Origin of the sequence: Latilactobacillus curvatus JCM 1096 = DSM 20019 (assembly GCF_004101845.1) — a bacterium.
Lineage (GTDB): Bacteria > Bacillota > Bacilli > Lactobacillales > Lactobacillaceae > Latilactobacillus > Latilactobacillus curvatus.
The window spans coordinates 1,300,414-1,323,608 of record NZ_CP026116.1 but is presented as its reverse complement, the minus strand read 5'-3'; the positions used below and the strand labels follow the sequence as shown (position 1 = coordinate 1,323,608).

The window sequence follows — 23,195 nt, the reverse complement described above, 5'->3', positions numbered from 1 at the left end:
TGGAGGTGATATTCTATGGCGCAATATACAACAGGTGAACTCGCTAAATTATGTAATGTTTCGGTGCGGACGGTGCAATACTACGATCAGGCGGATTTGTTGAAGCCGGCAAGCTTAACTGAAAATGGACGACGGCTGTATGGGGATGCGCAAGTGCAGACGTTAAAAGTCATTCTAGGCTACAAGCAGCTAGGCTTTTCACTGAAGGCAATTCAAAAAGTGATGGCGAGTCAAGCTTCGACGGATACACTGGCATTGTTAGTCGAACAACAACTCAATCAGTTAGTCCAAAAAGAAACAGACTTAGCTAACCAGAAAGCAGCGTTGCAGTTTGTACTGCAATCGATTCAAAATACTAGCGCGGTGCCTTTTGAAATGACAATCAGCGACATAGAAGACGCAATGGCTAAAACAACACAGTTAAAAAGATTACATCGGCGAATGCTGATGTGGGGCTTATTGATTGATGGTGTGGAAATTGGCTTATTAATTCTTGGGTTTCTAAGTGGAATTTGGTGGCCAATGTGGATTGGGATACCGGTCATCATTGCGATGGCCATTTATGTGACAACATTCTACTATCAAGAAACTGTCTATCTATGTCCCAATTGCAAGACGGTCTTCAAACCACGCCTAAGTAAAATGTTCTTTGCCCGTCACACGCCAAAGACAAGACAACTAGTGTGTCCAAGCTGTGGACAAAAAAATTACTGCATAGAACAGAGTGCGTAAGCAGGCGTTCGTATTTTTAGGATTAACTGGATTTGCCGAATTGGCGACGCAATCGCTAATTTGGCAAATTTGGTTAGCCACAGAAATATGCCTGCTGAAGCACGTTTAAGAACAGAGTGCGTTTGGTCGCGGTTAGCAAATGAGCATTAAGACAAAATCACCAGTAATCCGTTTTTGGAATTACTGGTGATTTTAGCTTAAGCGGAAGTTGTTGCGACCAAAAAGCACGTTTGAACCAGGCGTGCGCATCAAACCGAAAACCATCTAAGCTGGGACGATTTCGTCTCAGTTTTTTTGAGTCAGATACTTTATAATAGAAGTATTACAAAAATAAGGAATGATGCAAATGGAAACGACAGTGATCATCTCGACGCTCTTTCGGTTGGCAAAAGTCTTCGATGACATGGGTAAGTTATTGTTCAAAGCGCATTTAGATGTGCCGTTGACGTTTGACCGTGCGCAATCGCAGGCCTTATTACGGCGCAATAACCGACTAGAATTCAGCTATCAACAACTTAAAACAAGTAAAATAAAACTATTAAATCAATTATTGGCGACGGCGGGAGCCGATCCCTATTTGTGGGCCAAGTTACGGCGACTGCAGGCATTGGATGTGGCGAGTTTGGCAGCCGTTCAAGCAAATCCGCAATTTAACCGCCAACGCAAGATTAATCGTTTGAAACAACTGATTATCAATTTACAAAATGAAAAAATCAATGAGAGTACGGTACTGACGAAGCAGGCGCTCGCCTATTTATACTATATAGCCCCTGATAAAGTGGCGGCCACGAGTAAGCCAGGACCGATACTGGCCGATCCATTTGATAGCCGCGCTTTTAAAATGGACATGATGGCTCTTAATTATTTAGATCAGTATTTTAACGTGCAGGAATTGCAATATTACGTGAAGTACCTCGTGTTTATTCATGCGCATCAAGCGGCGGAAGCGGTGATTCACTATGATGCGCGAACGGTTTTGCCGAATGCGGAACAAACTGGTTTTTCGGCAGTTGCCTATTACGTCACGCTTAATCGCCAATCGTATACCTACATTTCCTACAAGGGGACTGAGGGGACGATGGATGATCCGCGGATTAAGTCGTTTACGCAGCGGCTGGATAATTATGTCCGTGAGAGTTATCAAGATTGGAAGTATAATATTGATGCGATGCTGATTGGCAATACCGAAAATGATGAGCAACTCCAACTCGCACGGCGGTTTACGCGGTATGTGGTCCGGCGGGTGCGCCGAATTAATCCGGCAACAATCATCTATGGACTGGGTCACTCACTCGGGGGGCATTTTGTGCAGACGGTCCAATTATTGGATGAACCGTTTGATGGTGGCTATACCTTGAATGCTGCCCCGGTTCAGTTAAAACAAATAAAGCATTATCGGCCGGATCTTTTATCCGCTTCAAAATGGCAACAATTATTCGCATTGACTAAGCACAACAATACGCAAGATCCAGCTGTAGCGATGCAAGTCCACGCGATTTTGGGGCACAATTACGCTACAATTAAAAATGAATGGTTCATTAAAGATTTAACGCGGATCTATTTTGGCTTTCCGTATACGTTCTACATTGGGACGGCGCGCTATTTGAATGCTAAAAATTGGCATTACCCGTTTGTGACTGACGTAGCACCATATCTCCGAAAAGATGAGATTCAGGCGTATAGCCAGTTCTGGGGTAATCTAATTCGCTATTTGAAACGTGTTGAGACTAGAAATGGGTCGTTGATGTTGGCAAGTCTGATGACATATGGACTGCAGACACTCCGTGAAGTGTATGCCGCGATTAAAACGGAACAGGCCCAACAAATTTTTGCGGCATATGCGCGCTATTTATACGATGCGCACATTTTTAAAGACACCCCCGTTCAGGTACAGACCAATTTTGAACGGGAATTATCACGACCGCGCACGGCACTCCGTGTGTTACAAGGCGAATGGCCATTTTTAAAAAGCGTCAACAATGAGATGGTCGAAACGGTGATTTTCTTCCACACGATTGAAGGCGCTCAATACTTTACACGCTAGACAGATGGGATGTTAACTAATGGATATTTATTTGAAACAAGCAATTTTACAAGTGGTCGACCGCGAACTCGGCGATCCAATTTACTCACAACAGGTGCTAGATCTTACCAATGGGAACACACGCGACTATTTGACCAACAAGATTAAGAAATTATCGTCTGCCCAGAGTAAGACCGGCGTGCTGCGCCAAGATGCTGAGCTCGCATCTTTTCTGCGCGATGCGACAGCTGATTTTATCGGCGCTAGCCAACGCCTCGTTGAAAAATGGTACACGGTCTATCAAAAAAGTGACGATGCACCGAGTGCGGATGCGTTTGTTGTCTTGTATGAACAAGATGCGCAAGCTTACTTGGCTTTTTTGAAGGTCGATTATCATCAAGCCTTCACCCATTATGTCAATGCTGAAGAGGGACCATTGATGAATCAACTGATTATTCACCAATCGATTCTATCGAATAAAACGCAAAAGGCGGACGAAGGGTTTGCGATTAACCTCCAGACGTTTGGCTTTGAATTGATGGAGAAGAAGTACACCTTCTCCGGTGAAAAGATGACCTACTTATCAACGAACGTGATTGAAAGCGAACCAGCGCCATCGCTAGAAGAAAACGTCAAGGTCGTTAAAAAGGCCGCTGAAAAAATCGGCAAGAAGTTCGAAGTTGCCAAACACGATGTGGTCGCCAACGTCAAAGAAGCCATCTACGATACAATCGAAACTAATGGTGAAATCGACACGAGCCAGATGGCGGCGAAGATTTTTAAAGACAACGTTTCAGCCCAAAGTGAGTTCAAAACAGAAATGACGGAAAACGCGCCAGCAGCACCAGCGCCAATCTCACCAGCCGTCCGCGAAATCGCCGAAAAGAAATACGGCAAACAAAAACTCAAACTCTCAAACGGCATCGAACTAATCGTCCCAATCGACGTTTACCAAAATCCAGCGCTATTCGAATTCATCAACCACCCAGACGGCACAATGTCGGTGGAGATTAAGAATGTAGAAGAAGTGATTAGTAGATTATAGAGTGCGTAGGCAAGCGGTTATATTTTGAGCATTAACTGGATTTGCCCAATTGGCGATGTAATCGCCGATTGGGTGAATTTGGTTAAGTACAGAAATATGCTTGCCGAAGCACGTTTAGAGTGCGTTTGAAGCGGGTCGACTTTGAGGATTAACCTAAAAATGTGACTTATGACGGGTTTGGTCATAAGTCACATTTTGTAGTTAACCGGAAAAGCCAGTTTCGAAAAGCACACCAAAAAAGAGCATTTCTCTCATCCTATCGAGAAGAACGCTCTTTTACTATGCCTTTCTTTTTGCCCAGATTAAACGGATAATCTTATCGAATTCCGTGATGATTAGAATCAAGAAGCCTGCGCCGATCGAAACGCCCCATTCTAATAAGGTAAGCGGTTCGGTGTAGAAGGTTTGTTGCATGAATGGCACGTAGGTCAGGATCAATTGGAGAATAATCATCAGTGCGATAATGCCGAATGCCTTTTGGTTGGTGAAGAAAGCTTTTGAAAAGGCGAGTTTCGCAGTCCGAATATTGAACAAGTAGAAAATCTTGCTGATGACAATGATATTGACCATCATTGTGCTGGCTGTGACTTGATCGACACCGCGGCCGAGTAACCAATCGTAGGCTAACAAGCCGATTAAGGCCATCAAGACGGAAACATATGCCATTTGGAAAACATCGTGTTTATTCATCAGCGCTTGGCCGGTCTTACGTGGCTTGCGGGTCATTAAGCCATCTTCAGCTGGTTCGAAGATGAAGGCGAATTGAATCGTAATCGCCGAGACCATGTTAATCCAGAGTAACTGCGTCGCTTGCAACGGCATATCTTGTTGCATCAAAATCGTGAAGGCGATGATTAAGCCTTCCGCGAAGGAAGTCGGGAGTAAGAAGAGAATACTCTTTTTGATGTTATCGTAAATCCGGCGGCCTTCACGAATTGCGACGGACATTGTTGCGAAGTTATCGTTGGTTAAAATCATATCCGCGGAATCTTTGGCAACATCGGTTCCTTTAATTCCCATGGCAACCCCGATGTCAGCGCGCTTCAATGCGGGCGCATCATTGACACCGTCACCGGTCATTGCGGTGACTTTGCGACTGGCTTGTAAGGCTTCGACAATTTCGAGTTTGTTATGTGGTGTGGTGCGGGCAAAGACTTGGTGTTCTAAAGCGGCTTTTGGTTTTTCAGCGTCCGACAAGCGATCCCATTCCGGCCCGGTAATCGCATTAATCGTTGGTGCTAAGCCTAACTTTTCACCAATTGCTTTAGCCGTCAGTGGATGGTCACCGGTAATCATCTTGACATCGACCCCAGCAGCGTTCATTTCGGCGAGCGCTTGAATGACTTCATCGCGTGGCGGATCGATAATCCCGGCAACCCCTAAGAGTTGAATCCCTTGTTGGAGTTGTTCATGGGTAATTGTAGCAGTCGTTGTTGGCACGTCGAGATAACCGACCGCCACAACCCGTTTGCCTTGTTCTGATAAACGGGTCACATCGGCATTCCAGTCATCGATTGGGAAATCGACCATTGCCTGTTGGGCCATTGGGAATAATTTATCTGGAGACCCTTTGATATAGATTCGGTGCGTACCATCAGTTAGTTGCACGAGTTTAGCAATGTAGCGGTAATCCGAATCGAAAGGTAACATGTCAATTTCTGTATTTGTTGGTAAGTCGTCGATACCATGAACCTTATGATATAAGGTTAAAAAGGCACCGTCAGTTGGTTCACCGTTAATGGTCCAACCATTGTCGGCTTGATAAAGCGTCGTATCGTTGGCTTCATAACTAGCCTCTAAGAATTGTGTGAGGGTGGTATCCAATTCAGCAGGTTGGTCATTTAATAAAATCTGACCTTCGGGCGCATAGCCATTCCCGCTGACTTGGTAAGTCGTTTCGGCGGTGATAATTTCGGTCACGGTCATTTCGTTTTTAGTTAGCGTCCCCGTTTTGTCGGTCGCAATCACGTCGACGGAGCCCAACGTTTCAACGGCAGGTAAGCTCTTGACGATGGCGTGTTTGTGCTTGGCCATGTCGCTGACCCCCATTGCGAGGATTACGGACATTGTTGCGGGTAATCCTTCAGGAATTGAACCGACCACCATCGTGACAATCGCGATTGCTAATACTGAGAGTGAGTAATGTTCGCCAAGTAAGCCGAAGAGGAATAAAAAGACAGCCGCACCGATGACGACAAATGAAACGCCGGTCCCTAAGCCGTTGATTTCGCGAGTCAATGGGGTTGGGCGGGTTTTCGTTTCGGTGACAGCAACTGAGATTTGCCCGATTTCGGTATCAGCGGCGGTTGCGACGACCACGCCTAAGCCGCTCCCGTTAGTGACGGAAGTGGAGGCAAAGGCCATGTTGACTTGATCGGCAAGGGCAACTTCTTCTTCGGTTAAGCGTGTTGCAATTTTTTCAACTGAGTCTGCTTCCCCGGTTAAGGCTGATTCTTGAATACGCAGATTATCGGCATCAACGATTCGTAAATCCGCTGGTACACTATCGCCAGCTTCTAGGAAGATAACGTCGCCGACCACTAAGTCTTCAGTTGGGATGTCGATCCGCTGACCGTCACGATAAACGGTTGCTTCGGTTGCCAACATTTCTTTGATTCGTTCCAAAGCATCAGATGCGTTCGCTTCTTGATAATAACCAATGATGGCATTAATGATGACTACTAGACCGATGATGATGGCATCCGAATAGTGACCCATCATGAGTGTTAATAGGGCTGCGACGATTAGGATGTAGATGATTAAGTTGTTGAATTGGCGCACGAAAAGTTGCCACTTCGGGGTGTGATGGCTCTCGAGTTTATTCGGACCATTGGTTGCTAAGCGGTTAGCCGCTTCTGTTTGCGAAAGCCCCTGTTCAAAATCTTGGTGGGCATAATTGGTTTGCAGTTCGTCTAATGTTTGTTGATAAGCGTGTGTTTTAGTCATGGTAAGCTCCTTTTAATTATCGAAAGTCAAAATGCGGTCGTTCGTGATCGTTATTCTTGCCGATAATAAGGAATAATCTGATGAATTAAACAAAACGCTTCGTCCGAGCCGTCATCCAAAAATACTCACCTCCAGTTAGTTATTACTCTAAAATTATCAGGAAAAAGTAGCGATGTCAATCTAATGAACACTATTACCAATTCAACGTTTAAACTTTGCGCCCAGTGCGGCTTTGTGGTAATATTATTACATAAGTTAAAAAAACGGTTGAAGCATTGCGCGTTCAAGATTTCCTTCTTTAGGGTGGTAGAAGGGAATTTTGGCGTGCTTTTTTTATGGAGGGAAATGAATCAATGGCAACTTTAGCAATTATTTTAATCAGTACTTTATTGGCAGGACACATGAGCAAACGGATTGGAATGCCAGCTGTGATTGGGCAACTCCTGGTAGGGATTATTCTTGGACCCGCGTTGTTCGGTGTCTTACATGAAAATTCTTTTATCCACACGTTTTCCGAAATTGGTGTCGTATTATTGATGTTCATCGCTGGCTTGGAGAGTAACCTGACCTTGTTGAAGAAGTATTTCAAACCAAGTTTAGTGGTCGCCGTCTTAGGGGTGATTGTCCCGGTAATCAGTATGTATGGGATGAGCTTGGCCTTTGGCATTAGTCAGCTCGAGAGTTTATTCATCGGGGTGATTTTTGCAGCCACCTCAGTATCGATTTCAGTCGAAGTTTTACGTGAATTAAACGTGTTAGAAAGTAAAGAAGGGACGATTATACTAGGTGCTGCGGTAGTGGATGACTTACTGGCCGTAATTATCTTGAGTGTCTTGACCAGTCTTTTTGGGGCGCAACTGGCTGCAGCTAGTTCAACCCACATGAGTTTAGGGTTGAGTTTATTGCTGCAAGCTTTATTCATGGTTGCGGTCTACTTTAGTGTGAAATGGATTGTGCCATTTGTTATGCATTTGAGTCGTCGTTTGTTAGTACCATATGCGAGCGCCATTACATCGTTAATCATTTGTTTTGGATTTGTTTGGTTCGCTGAGGCCGTTGAATTGAGTGCGGTAGTGGGCGCGTTTTTCGCAGGGATTGCGATTTCGCAAACCCCGTATAAGAAAGAAATTAATCGCCATATTGAACCGATCGGGTATACCGTGTTTATTCCGGTATTCTTTGTCAGCATCGGTTTATCGATGAACTTAGCAAGCTTGAATCAACATATTCTATTTATTACGATTTTAACCGTGTTAGCTGTTTTCTCGAAGTTAATTGGAAGTGGTCTCGGTGCGCGTTGGATGAATAATTCGCCACAAGGAGCCTATACAATTGGTGCGGCAATGATTTCGCGGGGCGAGATGGCGTTAATTATCGCGCAGATTGGGTACAACGCTAAATTGTTGAGTGAACTTTATTACTCAGAGATTATTTTCGTGATTATCATTACCACTGTTTTGGCACCGCTGATTCTTAAACACGCGGTGAAACGCCAATTAGCAACTGAAATCAATTAAGAAAAATCGTCAGCTATTTGCTGGCGATTTTTTTTGCCCTTTTTTAAAGTTGACAAAAAAAGGATTGAGCAGTACTCTTATCAAGTTAAGAAAAACATGTATTTAATTACATGATATGGAGGTTTTTAAAATGACAAAACAATTTAAAGAATTAGAAGATTTCTTAGGGACGCATTTCATTTACACTTACGATAATGGTTGGGAGTATGAATGGTATGCAAAGAACGACCACACAGTTGACTACCGAATTCATGGTGGGATGGTTGCAGGTCGTTGGGTTCGTGATCAAGAAGCCAACATCGTTAAGTTAACGGACGGCGTCTTCAAGATTACTTGGACAGAACCAACTGGGACTGATGTTGCGTTGGACTTCATGCCAAACGAAAACAAGTTACACGGCATGATTTTCTTCCCTAAATGGGTTGAAGAACATCCAGAAATCACAGTGACCTACCAAAATGATCACATTGCACTCATGGAAGAATCACGTGAAAAATATGAAACATATCCTAAGATGTTAGTGCCTGAATTTGCCACAATCACTTATATGGGTGATGCAGGACAAAATAACGAAGACGTAATTAGCGAAGCGCCTTATGAAGGTATGATTGAAGATATTCAAGAAGGCCGGTATTTCGATGCTGACTATCGCAAGATTCAAAAATAGGCAATCTGCTTAACCAATCACAAGCATCTACTAATTATGACGATAAGTAAATAGTTGATTTTATAAAGCGGTTTCGTTATAATGAGGTCATGGTTAAATAAATTAACGAGGTGAACTGGACATGGCGATTCAAGTAGGTGATTTAGTTCGCGGCCAATCAAACGAAATTATGTCTGCGACGTATATCGGTAAGGTCATTGAGAAATGTGAAGAAACTGTGCATATCTTAATCTTGAACTATGCACCAACTGATCGTTTTACGGTTCACGAGTTGATGCAACGAATTCTAGTGAATTCACAACAACTTCGTGCAATTTCGTTAACGAAATAACTCCCTAATACCCATAGATTTCTCCCTATAAAAAAACGACCACTCCCAAGAAAAGGTCGTTTTTTTTATGCGCAAAAAGCGGTCTAATCACAAAGGTGGCGCTTGCATCTTGTTGCTCGCTCACTTATAGTGAAAGATAAGTGATGGCAGGAGGAATGTGCAGTGGTTGAAAAAAGAAAGTTAATTGAAACAGATGAACCAGCATTTTATGAATTAGCACAATATGCGTTTAATAAACCGGATAGTGCTAAGCGCCAAGAATTCTTCAAACAGTTGTATACACATAGTGCAGGGTTTGGCGTTTTTGATGACGGCCGGTTGGCAAGTGGCTTATTAGCGACGCCGTTTGACGTACGGCTCAATGGGCAAACCTTTAAGATGAGTGGCATTGGTTATGTCGCGAGTTACCCCGAGTTTGCGGGCAAAGGTGGGATTGCAGCATTGATGCAACTCGCGTTTGAACACATGCGTGCAGAAGGTGTGACGCTTTCGTATCTCGCGCCATTTTCATACGGCTTCTATCGTCGGTTTGGCTATGAACAAACTTTTGATCGGACGCACTTTGAAATTCAAACGGCTGACTTACCACGATTGAAATTTGCACCGAGTGCAGGACAAGTAGTACGGATGACATTGGCGCAAGCGGTGCCGTTGATTGATGCGTTCTTCAATCAGCATCCGGACAATCAAGTCGGTGGTGTGCAGCGGACTGATTGGTGGTGGCAATATGATGTTATGAAGCATAGTGATTGGGAAGTGGCGGTCTATCGAGAAGATACAGGACGGGTCGCGGGGTATATGATTTATACGCGCCAACCAGAGACGTTTGTGATTCAAGAACTGATGACCTCGACAGTTGCAAGTCAAGAACAGCTATTGAGCTTTATTCTTAAGCATCAGTCAGCTTATGCGATAATTCAGTATGAGAGTGCACTGACTGAGTCGCTAGCTGATTTATTGCCTGATCCCACAATCGTAAAGACGACAACCGTCCCTTATATGATGGCACGGATTGTGTCACTAGCTGATTTCTTCGCGCGTTATGCCTATCAAGTAGCGGAACTATCTGCGGTAACGATTGCGGTTCAAGATGATTTCTTACCTGAAAATGCCGGCTTATGGCAGTTAAGTATTCATGCAGGACAAGCTGCTGTGACAAAATTAGCAACGGGGACCGCAGACATCACCGTTACGATTCAAAATCTAACTAAGGCGATGTTGGGGTATCGCACACTTGAGAGTCAAGCACACTTTGGGCATGTGCAAGGGACACCGCAGCAAATCGCTCAACTCAGTGCTGCGTTTAGTCATACGAAACCGATGTTATGGGATTATTTCTAAATTGAACATCAAAAAAGCCAATCATCCAGGTAATATCTGAATGGTTGGCTTTTTTTGAATTAAGCAGGTTGGACAATCTGCACGTTGGCATTTAAGACACCGGCAGAGGGGATGTCACAATTTGGCATTGCGACGTCTAATTGTTGTGAGTTAGAAGCGGCAAATGTTCCGGTGTCGTTGACAACACGGTACCACACTTCACCGGTACTTAATGTGATCTTGATTTGTGAGCCGCGGGGGATAACGCCTAAGTGCGCAGCAACCCCAGCATACATTCCGCCGGGCATGCTTGTTGCACCAAGAACCGCGGGATCGTAAAAGGTTAATTTGAATGTCCCTTTGTCAATTAAGGTTGGTTCGGCAGGTGCTGGGGCCGCAACTGGTTCTGGCTCAGGGGCGGGCGTTGGTTCCTTAATTTCTGCGGAATCAGGATCTGGATGAATCGGACAGCTAACGGGTTTGTCTGTTGGTAGAACAGTTGCGTGTTTGACCAGTGACGTTTCAGTTGCTTGGGCAGGTTGCCCCGTGAATTGTTCAATGGCTTTAGATGACATCAGCTTTTGGACAGGGTGGTTCGTTTCTGGTGCTGCTTCATTGGTAAATGCGGCACGCGCGATATTCGTTGTAATTAGCATCAGCAATATAAGGCCGATAGCTAACAAGAATGGTTTGTTTTTGATAATAAAGCGTCACTCCTAGGTAAGTTTTGGAACTAGGAGAGTATATCAATGCTGCATGTCAATTAAATAGCAGTTTCTTTACAGAAATGGGGTAATTTGTCATGTTAGTCATATGTTTGTAAAATTTAGGAGCTTAATTAAAGGGCGTCACGATGGCGTTGATCGGCAGTAAGACGCGAATGGGAATGCTATCATGACGATTACTGTTAAAATGACAAAAAACAGGGCAACTATCGTAAAGATAGTTGCCCTGTTTTTAAGAATTAGATGAGAAAATAGCCGAATACCCCTAAAATGATTAAGAATAAGAAGTTCATGCCAGTGAAAACGACAAGGAACTTACCAAGGTCTTTGCCCCAGCCTTTCTTAAATCGTTTGTAAGCAATCAAGTTTGCAAGTGAGGCAAACATTGTGCCGACCCCACCGATATTGATGGCTAAGAACATTGCGTGGCTGTGGTTAGTGAAGCTTGAAAGTAAAATTTCAGTTGGGACATTTGCAATCAATTGACAACTGATAATCCCGGTGATGTAAGTTTGTTTTGCTGTTCCGACAATTGATCGCATGAATGTGGCAATCGTTGGGATGTGACTTAAATTCCCAACAGCGATGAAGAAACAGAAGAATGTGAGTAATAAGCCGTAATCGACTGTTTTGAATAACTTAGGATCAAACGCTAGAATCGCGATAATCACTAGAATTGGTGTCACCCATAATGGAATTAATGAGAACACTGCGAGGAAAACGACAACCGTTAATGGAACGAAATACCACAGTGGCCCTTTTTCAACTTCAACGGGATGTAACCCGTGAAGTTTGATGGGTTCTTTTGGGAAGAGGAAGGTCGTTGCTGCCAACATAATGACGCTGACAATCAAGACGGAAATTGAATATTCGAAGAAATGGCGAATCGTCATATGGTAAAACGAAACAAGAAAAATATTATGCGGGCTCCCAAACGGTGTTAATGAAGAACCGAGGTTAGCCGAAATCGTGATGAGCGTCACCGGTAAGATTGGTGAAAATTCAAGTTGACGCGCAATTAAGATGAATAATGGGACGAACGTTAATACCGTCATATCGTTGGTTAAGAACATCGCGCCGACAAACGTTAGTGCTAATAACATCTGCATCAAGGCTCGTTTGGAACGGCTTTTGATAATTAATTCGCGAGCGAAGTAATCAAGCACGTGGAGCCGTTGATAAACTTGAACGAGCGTCATAATACAAAAGACGCTAACGATCACGTGGAAATTAACGTAACTAAGTTGTGGGCGGTTGAAAAATGAGGTGACAATGGCTGCGATGGCAGCGGCTAAGAGTAGTTTGTCATCTAAGAAAAAATCTCGGATGTTCAAAGCAATGTTTTTCATATAGATTCAATTATCCTTCTTAATATAGTTATATTATTCAAAAAAGCACTACTACAATTCTAGACTGTTTACGGGGATAAAAACAGAAAAATTTACAATATATACACAATTTTTACAATACATAGCCTCCCATTCTAGTAAACGTGGTTGACTGTCTCGCTTGACGTTAGCGGTTTTTAATTTGAAGAATTAAGTGATTTTACTGCTTATCGCGGCTAAAATTAGGTATAATATAAATGAAATGTAAACGATTAATCATTATTAAGAAGGTGGAGCAGATGAAAGACGCCCCAAGACATACAATCATATTAGGAATAGTGGCCACGGTCATTGCGTTTATTTGTGGCATGTTAGTTTTAAAGACGATTTTGAATTTCAATTTATGGCTTGCGATTCTAATCAGTGCAGTACTAGGCTTATATGTCGGGTTTAATGCATTCTATAGTACGTATTTAGCAGAAATGATCAAAATTGAAGTGGCTAATCAAGGATTAACAAGCCAAGACTTAGCGACAATGATGCATGGTAGGGCTAAGGATTATCCAATTGTCCGCGGTGAATTGCGTCTAATCATTTCTCGGCGCAAACGCGCACAGCTGTTAGCGAAGTTGCGTGCACGGGTTAGCTAAGGCTTTTGCATGAACGATTGTTCTATGTTAGGATAGGACTAACTTATTGAAGGGTACGATTACATGTTAATTGAACGACCATTAATTATGAAGCTTCGCTCTGTATATTTGAAGATGACGCATCGTGCAGAGCCTAATATTGATTAAAAGTCATCTATAGGACATTACTGGATTTAACGACTGGTGACAGTGGTTTATTTGGGTAGTGACTATGGATGGAGTGGTCGATAGTCAATGATTGTAATCATGACAGGGGTAGCGGATGCTGCCCCTGTTTTTTATTTGGAAAGAAAGTAGGAATAAAACAATGAGTATTTTAAAAGTCGAAGGCCTAACACAACAGTTTTTAGATAAACAACTTTATGACGACGCCGGGTTTCAAGTGAATAAAGGCGAACATATGGGGATTACCGGCCAAAACGGGGTGGGTAAGAGTACGTTAATCAATATCCTCACGGGCGTCATTCTTCCGGATGAAGGAAAAGTGACGTGGCAAAAGAATTTGAAGATTGGTTATCTCGATCAGTATGCGAAGTTAGCACCAGGATTATCGATCTTTGAATTTTTGAAGACGGCTTTTGCGGATTTATATAAGAAAGAAAAATTAATGAGTCAATATTATGCGGACTACGCAGAGAGCCTTGATGACCAATTGCTCGAAAAAGCGGGTGCGATTCAAGAACTATTAGAGGCAAAAAGCTTCTATGATATTGATACACGCGTTATGCAAGTCGCCACTGGCTTGGGGATTGATGCATTAGGGATGGATCATGATGTATCACAACTAAGTGGGGGGCAACGTTCGAAGATTATTTTAGCGAAACTACTATTAGAAGAACCCGATATGTTATTACTGGATGAACCAACGAACTATTTGGACACGAACCACATTGATTGGCTGAGTGATTATCTCAATCATTTCGAAGGCGCCTTTATCACAATCTCCCATGATTATGACTTTTTGGAACGGGTGACAACCTGTATCGCCGATATCGAATTCGGTAAGATTACGAAGTATACCGGCACACTACAACAAGCCTTTCGGCAAAAGGAAGAGAATAAGGCTAGTTATTTAAAGGCCTATGAGAACCAACAAAGGAAGATTGAAAAAACGAAAGCTTATATCCGCAAGTATAAAGCTGGCTCCCGTTCGACAATTGCCAAGAGTCGTGAGAAACAATTGGCACATATGGATATTTTGACGCCACCAAGTAATCGCGTGAAGGCTAACTTCCGCTTTCCATATCATGCAACGGCCAGTCAGATTCTATTGACGACTAATGATTTGGAGATTGGTTACGATCGCGCGTTACTACCAGCGTTGAACTTTTCAATTGGTCGTGATCAGAAGGTGGTCTTGAAAGGTTTTAATGGGATTGGGAAATCAACGTTGATTAAAACGATCATTAAAGAAATTCCAGCAATCGATGGGGACTTTGAGATTGCCAGTACGGTGAAGTTTGGTTACTTTAAACAAGACTTGAAGTGGCCGAATAATATGGTAACGCCATTACAGTATCTACAAGGCGAATACCCTGATCAGAAACAAAAGGAACTACGCCAAGTTTTATCGCGGACTGGTTTAACTGCCGAAGAAGCGATGAAGCCTTTGAAACAACTTAGTGGTGGCGAACAATCGAAGGTGAAGATTGCCGAACTACTATTAACATCAAGCAACTTTCTTCTATTAGATGAACCAACGAACCATTTAGATGATGATACGAAGAATGCACTACGAAAAGCAATCCAAGCCTTCGAGGGTGGCGTACTCCTTGTTACTCATGAAGAAGACTTCTATCAAGGTGACTGGATTGATAAGATTTTGGATGTTGAATCACTCATTAAACAATAGGGATACCGTAGAGCTTTGAAGGGTTATTGGTAACGATGAAACGTTGCTGGTAACTTTTCAAAGCTTTTTTAATAAAAAGCTTGACCGCGCCTGTTAATCTTGGTAATATATAAAAGTTGTCTCGACGAGGGACGTATGGTTGATGACTCAGCGATACGAAATAAAAAAGATTTTAAAAAACGCTTGTTATTTAAACCTTATCGTGATAATATATTATATGTTGCTTACGGAGCTATAACTTCTAAGTAATAATTAATTAAAAATAGTTGTTGACAGACGATAAGTTGTGTGATATAATTAAAAAGCTGTTTCAACACAGTAGATCTTTGAAAACTGAACAAAGTTTCGACAAACCAAATGTGTAGGGTCGCCCTTCGGGGCACAAAACATATTTGCAAAGTCAATTTCGCTAGCAAATAAATTAAGTAACAAAACAAGAGCTACAAACTTTTAATCGAGAGTTTGATCCTGGCTCAGGACGAACGCTGGCGGCGTGCCTAATACATGCAAGTCGAACGCACTCTCGTTAGATTGAAGAAGCTTGCTTCTGATTGATAACATTTGAGTGAGTGGCGGACGGGTGAGTAACACGTGGGTAACCTGCCCTAAAGTGGGGGATAACATTTGGAAACAGATGCTAATACCGCATAAAACCTAGCACCGCATGGTGCAAGGTTGAAAGATGGTTTCGGCTATCACTTTAGGATGGACCCGCGGTGCATTAGTTAGTTGGTGAGGTAAAGGCTCACCAAGACCGTGATGCATAGCCGACCTGAGAGGGTAATCGGCCACACTGGGACTGAGACACGGCCCAGACTCCTACGGGAGGCAGCAGTAGGGAATCTTCCACAATGGACGAAAGTCTGATGGAGCAACGCCGCGTGAGTGAAGAAGGTTTTCGGATCGTAAAACTCTGTTGTTGGAGAAGAACGTATTTGATAGTAACTGATCAGGTAGTGACGGTATCCAACCAGAAAGCCACGGCTAACTACGTGCCAGCAGCCGCGGTAATACGTAGGTGGCAAGCGTTGTCCGGATTTATTGGGCGTAAAGCGAGCGCAGGCGGTTTCTTAAGTCTGATGTGAAAGCCTTCGGCTCAACCGAAGAAGTGCATCGGAAACTGGGAAACTTGAGTGCAGAAGAGGACAGTGGAACTCCATGTGTAGCGGTGAAATGCGTAGATATATGGAAGAACACCAGTGGCGAAGGCGGCTGTCTGGTCTGTAACTGACGCTGAGGCTCGAAAGCATGGGTAGCAAACAGGATTAGATACCCTGGTAGTCCATGCCGTAAACGATGAGTGCTAGGTGTTGGAGGGTTTCCGCCCTTCAGTGCCGCAGCTAACGCATTAAGCACTCCGCCTGGGGAGTACGACCGCAAGGTTGAAACTCAAAGGAATTGACGGGGGCCCGCACAAGCGGTGGAGCATGTGGTTTAATTCGAAGCAACGCGAAGAACCTTACCAGGTCTTGACATCCTTTGACCACTCTAGAGATAGAGCTTTCCCTTCGGGGACAAAGTGACAGGTGGTGCATGGTTGTCGTCAGCTCGTGTCGTGAGATGTTGGGTTAAGTCCCGCAACGAGCGCAACCCTTATTACTAGTTGCCAGCATTTAGTTGGGCACTCTAGTGAGACTGCCGGTGACAAACCGGAGGAAGGTGGGGACGACGTCAAATCATCATGCCCCTTATGACCTGGGCTACACACGTGCTACAATGAATGGTACAACGAGTCGCGAGACCGCGAGGTTTAGCTAATCTCTTAAAACCATTCTCAGTTCGGATTGTAGGCTGCAACTCGCCTACATGAAGCCGGAATCGCTAGTAATCGCGGATCAGCATGCCGCGGTGAATACGTTCCCGGGCCTTGTACACACCGCCCGTCACACCATGAGAGTTTGTAACACCCAAAGCCGGTGAGGTAACCTTCGGGAGCCAGCCGTCTAAGGTGGGACAGATGATTAGGGTGAAGTCGTAACAAGGTAGCCGTAGGAGAACCTGCGGCTGGATCACCTCCTTTCTAAGGAATAATACGGAAAACCTTGTACATTTGCGAAGTCGAAACTTTGTTTAGTTTTGAGAGGTCTACTCTCAAACTTTGTTCTTTGAAAACTGGATAATAAGTAATATATTAGTTTTAAAAGCCGAGAAAACATTGCGTTTTAAAGAGTTTTTTAATAGAAATATGAATTAGTTCATATCGCTAAACTCAAATAATAACCCTTTACCGTAGGTAAAGTTAGGTTAAGTTATAAAGGGCGCACGGTGGATGCCTTGGCACTAGGAGCCGATGAAGGACGGTACTAACACCGATATGCTTCGGGGAGCTGTAAGTAAGCTTTGATCCGGAGATTTCCGAATGGGGGAACCCAATACCTTTAGTCGGGTATTATCATTAAGTGAATACATAGCTTAATGAAGGTAGACGCGGGGAACTGAAACATCTAAGTACCTGCAGGAAGAGAAAGAAAAATCGATTCCCTAAGTAGCGGCGAGCGAACGGGGAAGAGCCCAAACCAAGAAGCTTGCTTCTTGGGGTTGTAGGACAGAACATTGGAGTTACCAAGTTAAGTTGTAATCGAATCAGCTGGGAAGCTGAGTCAAAGAGTGTGATAACCACGTAGATTAAACAACTTAACCTCCGTTCTGGATCCTGAGTACGGCGGAACACGTGAAATTCCGTCGGAATCCGGGAGGACCATCTCCCAAGGCTAAATACTCCCTAGTGACCGATAGTGAACCAGTACCGTGAGGGAAAGGTGAAAAGCACCCCGGAAGGGGAGTGAAATAGATCCTGAAACCGTGTGCCTACAATTAGTCAAAGCTCGTTAATGAGTGATGGCGTGCCTTTTGTAGAATGAACCGGCGAGTTACGTTTATATGCGAGGTTAAAGTGAAAAGCTGGAGCCGTAGCGAAAGCGAGTCTGAAATGGGCGAGTGAGTATATAGATGTAGACCCGAAACCAAGTGACCTACCCATGTCCAGGTTGAAGGTGTGGTAAAACACACTGGAGGACCGAACCCACGTCAGTTGAAAATGGCGGGGATGAGGTGTGGGTAGCGGTGAAATTCCAATCGAACTTGGAGATAGCTGGTTCTCTCCGAAATAGCTTTAGGGCTAGCCTCGGAATATTGGATCATGGAGGTAGAGCACTGTTTGGACTAGGGGCCCGTCATGGGTTACTGAATTCAGATAAACTCCGAATACCATTGATTTAGTTCCGGGAGTCAGACTGCGAGTGATAAGATCCGTAGTCGAAAGGGAAACAGCCCAGATCACCAGTTAAGGTCCCAAAATTTATGTTAAGTGGAAAAGGATGTGGCGGTGCACAGACAACTAGGATGTTGGCTCAGAAGCAGCCACCATTTAAAGAGTGCGTAATAGCTCACTAGTCGAGTGCCGCTGCGCCGAAAATGTACCGGGGCTAAACATAATACCGAAACTGTGGGTGGACACGTAAGTGTCCGCGGTAGGAGAGCGTTCTAAGGGCGATGAAGCTAGATCGTAAGGACTAGTGGAGCGCTTAGAAGTGAGAATGCCGGCATGAGTAGCGAAAGATCAGTGAGAATCTGATCCACCGTATGACTAAGGTTTCCTGGGGAAGGCTCGTCCTCCCAGGGTTAGTCGGGACCTAAGGCGAGGCCGAAAGGCGTAGTCGATGGCCAACAGGTTGAGATTCCTGTACTAGTTTATTTTGTTTGAACGATGGAGGGACGCAGGAAGCTAAGGAATGCACACGACTGGAAATGTGTGTCTAAGCAACAAGTCTTGAGTTGAGTGAAATGCTTGATTCTTTAAGGACAAGTTGTGATGGGGAGCGAAATTAAGTAGCGAAGTTCCTGATGTTACACTGCCAAGAAAAGCTTCTAGTGAGAAATAAACTACCCGTACCGTAAACCGACACAGGTGGTCGAGGAGAATATCCTAAGGTGAGCGAGTGAACTCTCGTTAAGGAACTCGGCAAAATGACCCCGTAACTTCGGGAGAAGGGGTGCTGACCGTCAGGTCAGCCGCAGTGAATAGGCCCAAACAACTGTTTATCAAAAACACAGGTCTCTGCAAAATCGAAAGATGACGTATAGGGGCTGACGCCTGCCCGGTGCTGGAAGGTTAAGAGGATGAGTTAGCGTAAGCGAAGCCCAGAATTGAAGCCCCAGTAAACGGCGGCCGTAACTATAACGGTCCTAAGGTAGCGAAATTCCTTGTCGGGTAAGTTCCGACCCGCACGAAAGGCGTAATGATTTGGGCACTGTCTCAACGAGAGACTCGGTGAAATTATAATACCCGTGAAGATGCGGGTTACCCGCGACAGGACGGAAAGACCCCATGGAGCTTTACTGTAGCTTGATATTGAGTGTTTGTACAGTTTGTACAGGATAGGTAGGAGCCGTAGAAATCGGAACGCTAGTTTCGATGGAGGCGTTGGTGGGATACTACCCTAACTGTATGACCACTCTAACCCGCGCCACTTAGCGTGGCGGGAGACAGTGTCAGGTGGGCAGTTTGACTGGGGCGGTCGCCTCCTAAAGTGTAACGGAGGCGCTCAAAGGTTCTCTCAGAATGGTTGGAAATCATTCGTAGAGTGTAAAGGTATAAGAGAGCTTGACTGTGAGATTGACAAATCGAGCAGGGACGAAAGTCGGACTTAGTGATCCGGTGGTTCCGTATGGAAGGGCCATCGCTCAACGGATAAAAGCTACCCTGGGGATAACAGGCTTATCTCCCCCAAGAGTCCACATCGACGGGGAGGTTTGGCACCTCGATGTCGGCTCATCGCATCCTGGGGCTGTAGTCGGTCCCAAGGGTTGGGCTGTTCGCCCATTAAAGCGGTACGCGAGCTGGGTTCAGAACGTCGTGAGACAGTTCGGTCCCTATCCGTCGCGGGCGCAGGAAATTTGAGAGGAGCTGTCCTTAGTACGAGAGGACCGGGATGGACATACCTCTGGTGTACCAGTTGTGCCGCCAGGCGCATCGCTGGGTAGCTATGTATGGACGGGATAAACGCTGAAAGCATCTAAGTGTGAAGCCCCCCTCGAGATGAGATTTCCCATTCCTTTATGGAAGTAAGACCCCTGAAAGATGATCAGGTAGATAGGCTAGGAGTGGAAGTACAGCGATGTATGGAGCGGACTAGTACTAATCGGTCGAGGACTTAACCAAAGGTGCAATGTTAGGCTTTTGAAATGAAATATTACTTATTATGCAGTTTTGAGAGAACGAAGTTCTTCTCAGTGCGCAAGCACAAAATAGTGTGGTGGCGATAGCAAGAAGGATACACCTGTTCCCATGTCGAACACAGAAGTTAAGCTTCTTAGCGCCGATAGTAGTTGGTGGGAAACTACCTGCGAGGATAGGACGTTGCCGCGCAAATATAAAAAGGTTGAGCCGAAAGGTTCAACCTTTTTTGTAGTAATTAAATAATAAGTTGGGAGAAATCAGCATGATTCAAACCGTAACAGAACAGAACATCGCAAGCTTTGTTCAAACACAACCGTTAGTGATTTTAGACTTTTGGGCGGATTGGTGTGCACCTTGTCGGATTATGACACCGATGATTACTGAACTACATGAACAATTAGCTGATCAGTTTGGCTTAGGAACCGTTGATGTAGAGGATCAAGCAGCGTTAGCTGAACAATATGCGATTCAATCCGTTCCAACCCTATTAATCTTCAAAAATGGTCAGGCGACAGAAAAGGTAACTGGCGCTTTTCCAAAAGAGAAGTTAAAAAGATACTTAGATAAGAAAATCGCTGAAATGTAATCAGCGCATTAATAGTAGCCCGCAACTTTCATTGGAGAGTTGCGGGTCTTTTTTGATAAGTAGAAATAAAATAACCCCCTTAGCTATTGTCTAAGGGGGAGATGATTATTGACGAACCATGTGGATAACACGTTGATAAAGGATTAATGCGCCAATCTCACAAAGTAAAATCAAAACAGCTAATGGAAGATAGGTATAACTGCCCATCACGCCAACTAATGGGGAAAGAAAAATGCCGAAAACATACATACCAAGTCCAAGCACTGAAGAAGCAATCCCTGCATGTTGTCCTTGGCGTTGTAAGGCCAGTGAGGTGACAACGGCATTAATTAGACCAAGTGTTGCGACCACTAGGAATAAACCAATTAAAGCTAACCAGAGACGATTAGAGCCAAAGCCACTAATTAAGACGCAGATGGCACCGATTAAACCACCAATTAAGCCGATTTTTAATTGTTGTAATTCATCAAACCAATGGATTAAAATGGTGGACATTTCAGCCATTAAGATAATCCCAATCCCATTGATTCCGTAGATTAGACTGAAAGTTGATTTAGAAAGACTAAAGACATTTTGAAGCATGAAACTGGAACCTGAAATATAACAGAACATTGCCCCATAAACGAGGCCTTGAATTAAAACAAATAGGATGAATGGGCGATCTTTAAAAATGGCTTGAATACCAAGGCGCGATTGTTGTGCCGATTGCGCGCTTGTGGATACTGTGTGTGTTTCTTTGAATCCCAAAATGATGCCTAACAATAGAAGAAGGCCAACAATCCCTAAAAAGCCGAAAATACCTTCCCAAGAGGTGAAACGGAGCAAAGCACTTCCTATTAATGGTGAAATGATGGGGAAGATACCGTTGATTGCCATGAGTAAGGCAATGAATTTTGTCAATTGTTTACCGTCAAATAAATCTTTAGCGACTGCTCGAGTAATGACCTGTCCTGCAGAGCTCGCTAACCCTTGAATAAACCGTAAAAGGAAGAATAGCCAAATATTGTGGGTGACTAACGATAATAGACACGCTGTAAAAGCAAGGGCGGTTCCGATTACGAGTGGCTTTTTACGGCCAACACGATCGCTCCAGGCACCCATGAAGATGGGGCCAATCGCAAGTCCAGCCAAACACATAGTTAGACTCAGTTGAATCATGGAAGCAGATGAATGAAAATCAGCTTCCATAATCGGAAATGCTGGTAGATACATATCCACTAGTAGGGGTCCATAAGCACTCAGTGAACCAAGTAAAACAGATAACCATAGTGTTCTTTTTTTTGTTAAAACCATGTTAATAAACCCTCCTAAATAAAAAAGTGTAAAAAAATAGCCCGTTGAAAACGTAGCTAGCGCCGAACGAATTTAATTAATTACTATTCATGTTGCTTCTTAGTTACACTAACATAAGAAGTCGGGTTTGTGGCGATATATGAGCAATTTTTAATATGTAAATGGTTTCTATTTCAGTTTAAACAAGTTATGATGGAGATAATGAAAAAAGTTGTCGAATGAGGTTTTGCCATGAAAATTGCCCAAAAAAATAAAATATTAGAAACCTGCCTAATTGCGGGACGGATTATGATTGAAAGTGGTTCTGAAATGTACCGGGTTGAAGATACAATGAACCGGATTGCTTATAATGCAGGCATTCAAAAGAGTGTTGTGTTTACGACACCGACCGGTTTATTTATCGGAATTGAAAATCAACCTTATGTGCAACTAGGCGCTGTTGCGGTGCGGACGATTAACCTTGGAAAAGTTGAAAATGTGAATACTGCTTCACGGCAATTTGCGACTAAGGAAATTACGTTGGATCAGTTAATGTTACGGTTAAAACAAATTGATCAGGATACAGCTCATTTTCCGTTGTGGTTACAAATTACAGCTGCAGCAGTCATTTCAGCGTTTTTGATGATTATTTTTTCTGGTGAATATGATTGGTTAGACATCATACCGTCAGCGGTAGCCGGTGCTTTAGGCTATGCCGCCTTTGCGGCGGTCAATCGGGTCACAACGATTCGCTTTATCGGTGAATTTTTAAGTGCGACAGTGATTGGGATAGTCGCCTATCTATTAACTAGGTGGCACTTAGGAGTCGATATCGATAATATTATCATTGGGGCTGTAATGCCATTGGTACCTGGTGTAGCGATTACCAACTCGATTCGAGATTTGCTAGCAGGGCATTTATTATCTGGTATGGCACGTGGGATGGAGGCCATCCTGAGTGCCTTTGCAATTGGAACAGGGATTGCGCTCGTATTTAGATTCTTTATGTAAAGAGAGGTTCA

15 protein-coding genes and 3 rRNA genes are annotated in these 23,195 nt (G+C 43.9%); 14 read left to right on the top strand and 4 right to left on the bottom strand.

From position 1 onward, the window contains the following. Positions 1–15 precede the first annotated feature (15 nt). From LCU_RS06865 to LCU_RS06855, 3 genes are all read left to right on the top strand, one after another. Positions 16–732 (top strand): MerR family transcriptional regulator, encoded by a 717-nt coding sequence (locus tag LCU_RS06865; RefSeq protein ID WP_128486122.1) that lies wholly within the window; start codon positions 16–18, stop codon positions 730–732. Between the two features lie 346 nt (positions 733–1,078). After that, on the top strand, positions 1,079–2,776 hold the full coding sequence (locus LCU_RS06860; protein ID WP_056967106.1) for a DUF6792 domain-containing protein: 1,698 nt from the start codon (positions 1,079–1,081) through the stop codon (positions 2,774–2,776). A 19-nt stretch (positions 2,777–2,795) separates the two neighbouring features. Then, the gene (locus LCU_RS06855) at positions 2,796–3,800 is read left to right on the top strand and encodes a nucleoid-associated protein (RefSeq protein WP_056967104.1); all 1,005 of its coding nucleotides are present in this window, start codon (positions 2,796–2,798) and stop codon (positions 3,798–3,800) included. Positions 3,801–4,079: 279 nt separating this feature from the next. Here the strand turns inward: LCU_RS06855 and LCU_RS06850 are convergent, their stop codons facing one another. After that, positions 4,080–6,746, bottom strand: coding sequence for an HAD-IC family P-type ATPase (locus LCU_RS06850; RefSeq protein WP_039098394.1), 2,667 nt, complete (start codon positions 6,744–6,746; stop codon positions 4,080–4,082). A 353-nt stretch (positions 6,747–7,099) separates the two neighbouring features. Between LCU_RS06850 and LCU_RS06845 the strand changes: the two genes are divergently transcribed. The 4 genes from LCU_RS06845 to LCU_RS06830 all read left to right on the top strand — a co-directional run bounded on the left by LCU_RS06845 (position 7,100) and on the right by LCU_RS06830 (position 10,602). Then, positions 7,100–8,263 (top strand): cation:proton antiporter, encoded by a 1,164-nt coding sequence (locus LCU_RS06845; RefSeq protein WP_054644286.1) that lies wholly within the window; start codon positions 7,100–7,102, stop codon positions 8,261–8,263. Positions 8,264–8,393: 130 nt separating this feature from the next. Further along, positions 8,394–8,930, top strand: coding sequence for a phenolic acid decarboxylase (locus tag LCU_RS06840; protein WP_056966694.1), 537 nt, complete (start codon positions 8,394–8,396; stop codon positions 8,928–8,930). Between the two features lie 121 nt (positions 8,931–9,051). Continuing rightward, the gene (locus tag LCU_RS06835) at positions 9,052–9,261 is read left to right on the top strand and encodes a hypothetical protein (protein WP_004270610.1); all 210 of its coding nucleotides are present in this window, start codon (positions 9,052–9,054) and stop codon (positions 9,259–9,261) included. A 162-nt stretch (positions 9,262–9,423) separates the two neighbouring features. Then, entirely contained in the window at positions 9,424–10,602 is a 1,179-nt protein-coding gene (locus LCU_RS06830; protein ID WP_056966692.1) for a GNAT family N-acetyltransferase, read from the top strand. A 59-nt stretch (positions 10,603–10,661) separates the two neighbouring features. Here LCU_RS06830 and LCU_RS06825 read toward each other — a convergent pair whose 3' ends face one another. After that, positions 10,662–11,237: a hydrolase gene (locus LCU_RS06825; protein WP_128486120.1), complete on the bottom strand. Its 576-nt coding sequence runs from the start codon at positions 11,235–11,237 to the stop codon at positions 10,662–10,664. Positions 11,238–11,545: 308 nt separating this feature from the next. After that, complete coding sequence (locus LCU_RS06820; RefSeq protein WP_128486119.1) at positions 11,546–12,655, bottom strand: SLC13 family permease; 1,110 nt, start codon at positions 12,653–12,655, stop codon at positions 11,546–11,548. 236 nt (positions 12,656–12,891) lie between these two features. Between LCU_RS06820 and LCU_RS06815 the strand changes: the two genes are divergently transcribed. From LCU_RS06815 to trxA, 6 genes are all read left to right on the top strand, one after another. Beyond that, positions 12,892–13,284 (top strand): hypothetical protein, encoded by a 393-nt coding sequence (locus LCU_RS06815; RefSeq protein ID WP_235805424.1) that lies wholly within the window; start codon positions 12,892–12,894, stop codon positions 13,282–13,284. A 307-nt stretch (positions 13,285–13,591) separates the two neighbouring features. After that, positions 13,592–15,136, top strand: a complete 1,545-nt coding sequence (locus tag LCU_RS06810; protein ID WP_128486118.1) for an ABC-F family ATP-binding cassette domain-containing protein — start codon at positions 13,592–13,594, stop codon at positions 15,134–15,136. Positions 15,137–15,586: 450 nt separating this feature from the next. After that, a 16S ribosomal RNA gene (locus tag LCU_RS06805) occupies positions 15,587–17,156 on the top strand. Between the two features lie 222 nt (positions 17,157–17,378). Then, positions 17,379–20,297, top strand: a 23S ribosomal RNA gene (locus LCU_RS06800). A gap of 90 nt (positions 20,298–20,387) precedes the next feature. Further along, a 5S ribosomal RNA gene (gene rrf, locus LCU_RS06795) occupies positions 20,388–20,504 on the top strand. Together the 16S, 23S and 5S rRNA genes form the textbook arrangement of a ribosomal RNA operon. Before the next feature lie 73 nt (positions 20,505–20,577). Beyond that, complete coding sequence (gene trxA / locus LCU_RS06790) at positions 20,578–20,901, top strand: thioredoxin (RefSeq protein WP_004270591.1); 324 nt, start codon at positions 20,578–20,580, stop codon at positions 20,899–20,901. Positions 20,902–21,006: 105 nt separating this feature from the next. Here the strand turns inward: trxA and LCU_RS06785 are convergent, their stop codons facing one another. Beyond that, positions 21,007–22,194 (bottom strand): multidrug effflux MFS transporter, encoded by a 1,188-nt coding sequence (locus LCU_RS06785; protein ID WP_056967066.1) that lies wholly within the window; start codon positions 22,192–22,194, stop codon positions 21,007–21,009. A 231-nt stretch (positions 22,195–22,425) separates the two neighbouring features. On the opposite strand from LCU_RS06785, the gene LCU_RS06780 reads away from it, so the two are divergent. After that, positions 22,426–23,184 (top strand): threonine/serine exporter family protein, encoded by a 759-nt coding sequence (locus tag LCU_RS06780; protein ID WP_004270592.1) that lies wholly within the window; start codon positions 22,426–22,428, stop codon positions 23,182–23,184. The last annotated feature ends 11 nt before the right edge of the window (positions 23,185–23,195 follow it).

Bases quoted from the DNA above. Each gene is read 5' to 3' on its own strand.
- LCU_RS06865 (WP_128486122.1), top strand. From the start codon at position 16: ATGGCGCAATATACAACAGGTGAACTCGCTAAATTATGTAATGTTTCG.
- LCU_RS06850 (WP_039098394.1), bottom strand. From the start codon at position 6,746: ATGACTAAAACACACGCTTATCAACAAACATTAGACGAACTGCAAACC.
- LCU_RS06780 (WP_004270592.1), top strand. From the start codon at position 22,426: ATGAAAATTGCCCAAAAAAATAAAATATTAGAAACCTGCCTAATTGCG.
- LCU_RS06860 (WP_056967106.1), top strand. From the start codon at position 1,079: ATGGAAACGACAGTGATCATCTCGACGCTCTTTCGGTTGGCAAAAGTC.
- trxA (WP_004270591.1), top strand. From the start codon at position 20,578: ATGATTCAAACCGTAACAGAACAGAACATCGCAAGCTTTGTTCAAACA.
- LCU_RS06835 (WP_004270610.1), top strand. From the start codon at position 9,052: ATGGCGATTCAAGTAGGTGATTTAGTTCGCGGCCAATCAAACGAAATT.
- LCU_RS06840 (WP_056966694.1), top strand. From the start codon at position 8,394: ATGACAAAACAATTTAAAGAATTAGAAGATTTCTTAGGGACGCATTTC.
- LCU_RS06855 (WP_056967104.1), top strand. From the start codon at position 2,796: ATGGATATTTATTTGAAACAAGCAATTTTACAAGTGGTCGACCGCGAA.
- LCU_RS06845 (WP_054644286.1), top strand. From the start codon at position 7,100: ATGGCAACTTTAGCAATTATTTTAATCAGTACTTTATTGGCAGGACAC.
- LCU_RS06820 (WP_128486119.1), bottom strand. From the start codon at position 12,655: ATGAAAAACATTGCTTTGAACATCCGAGATTTTTTCTTAGATGACAAA.
- LCU_RS06810 (WP_128486118.1), top strand. From the start codon at position 13,592: ATGAGTATTTTAAAAGTCGAAGGCCTAACACAACAGTTTTTAGATAAA.
- LCU_RS06815 (WP_235805424.1), top strand. From the start codon at position 12,892: ATGAAATGTAAACGATTAATCATTATTAAGAAGGTGGAGCAGATGAAA.
- LCU_RS06785 (WP_056967066.1), bottom strand. From the start codon at position 22,194: ATGGTTTTAACAAAAAAAAGAACACTATGGTTATCTGTTTTACTTGGT.
- LCU_RS06825 (WP_128486120.1), bottom strand. From the start codon at position 11,237: ATGCTAATTACAACGAATATCGCGCGTGCCGCATTTACCAATGAAGCA.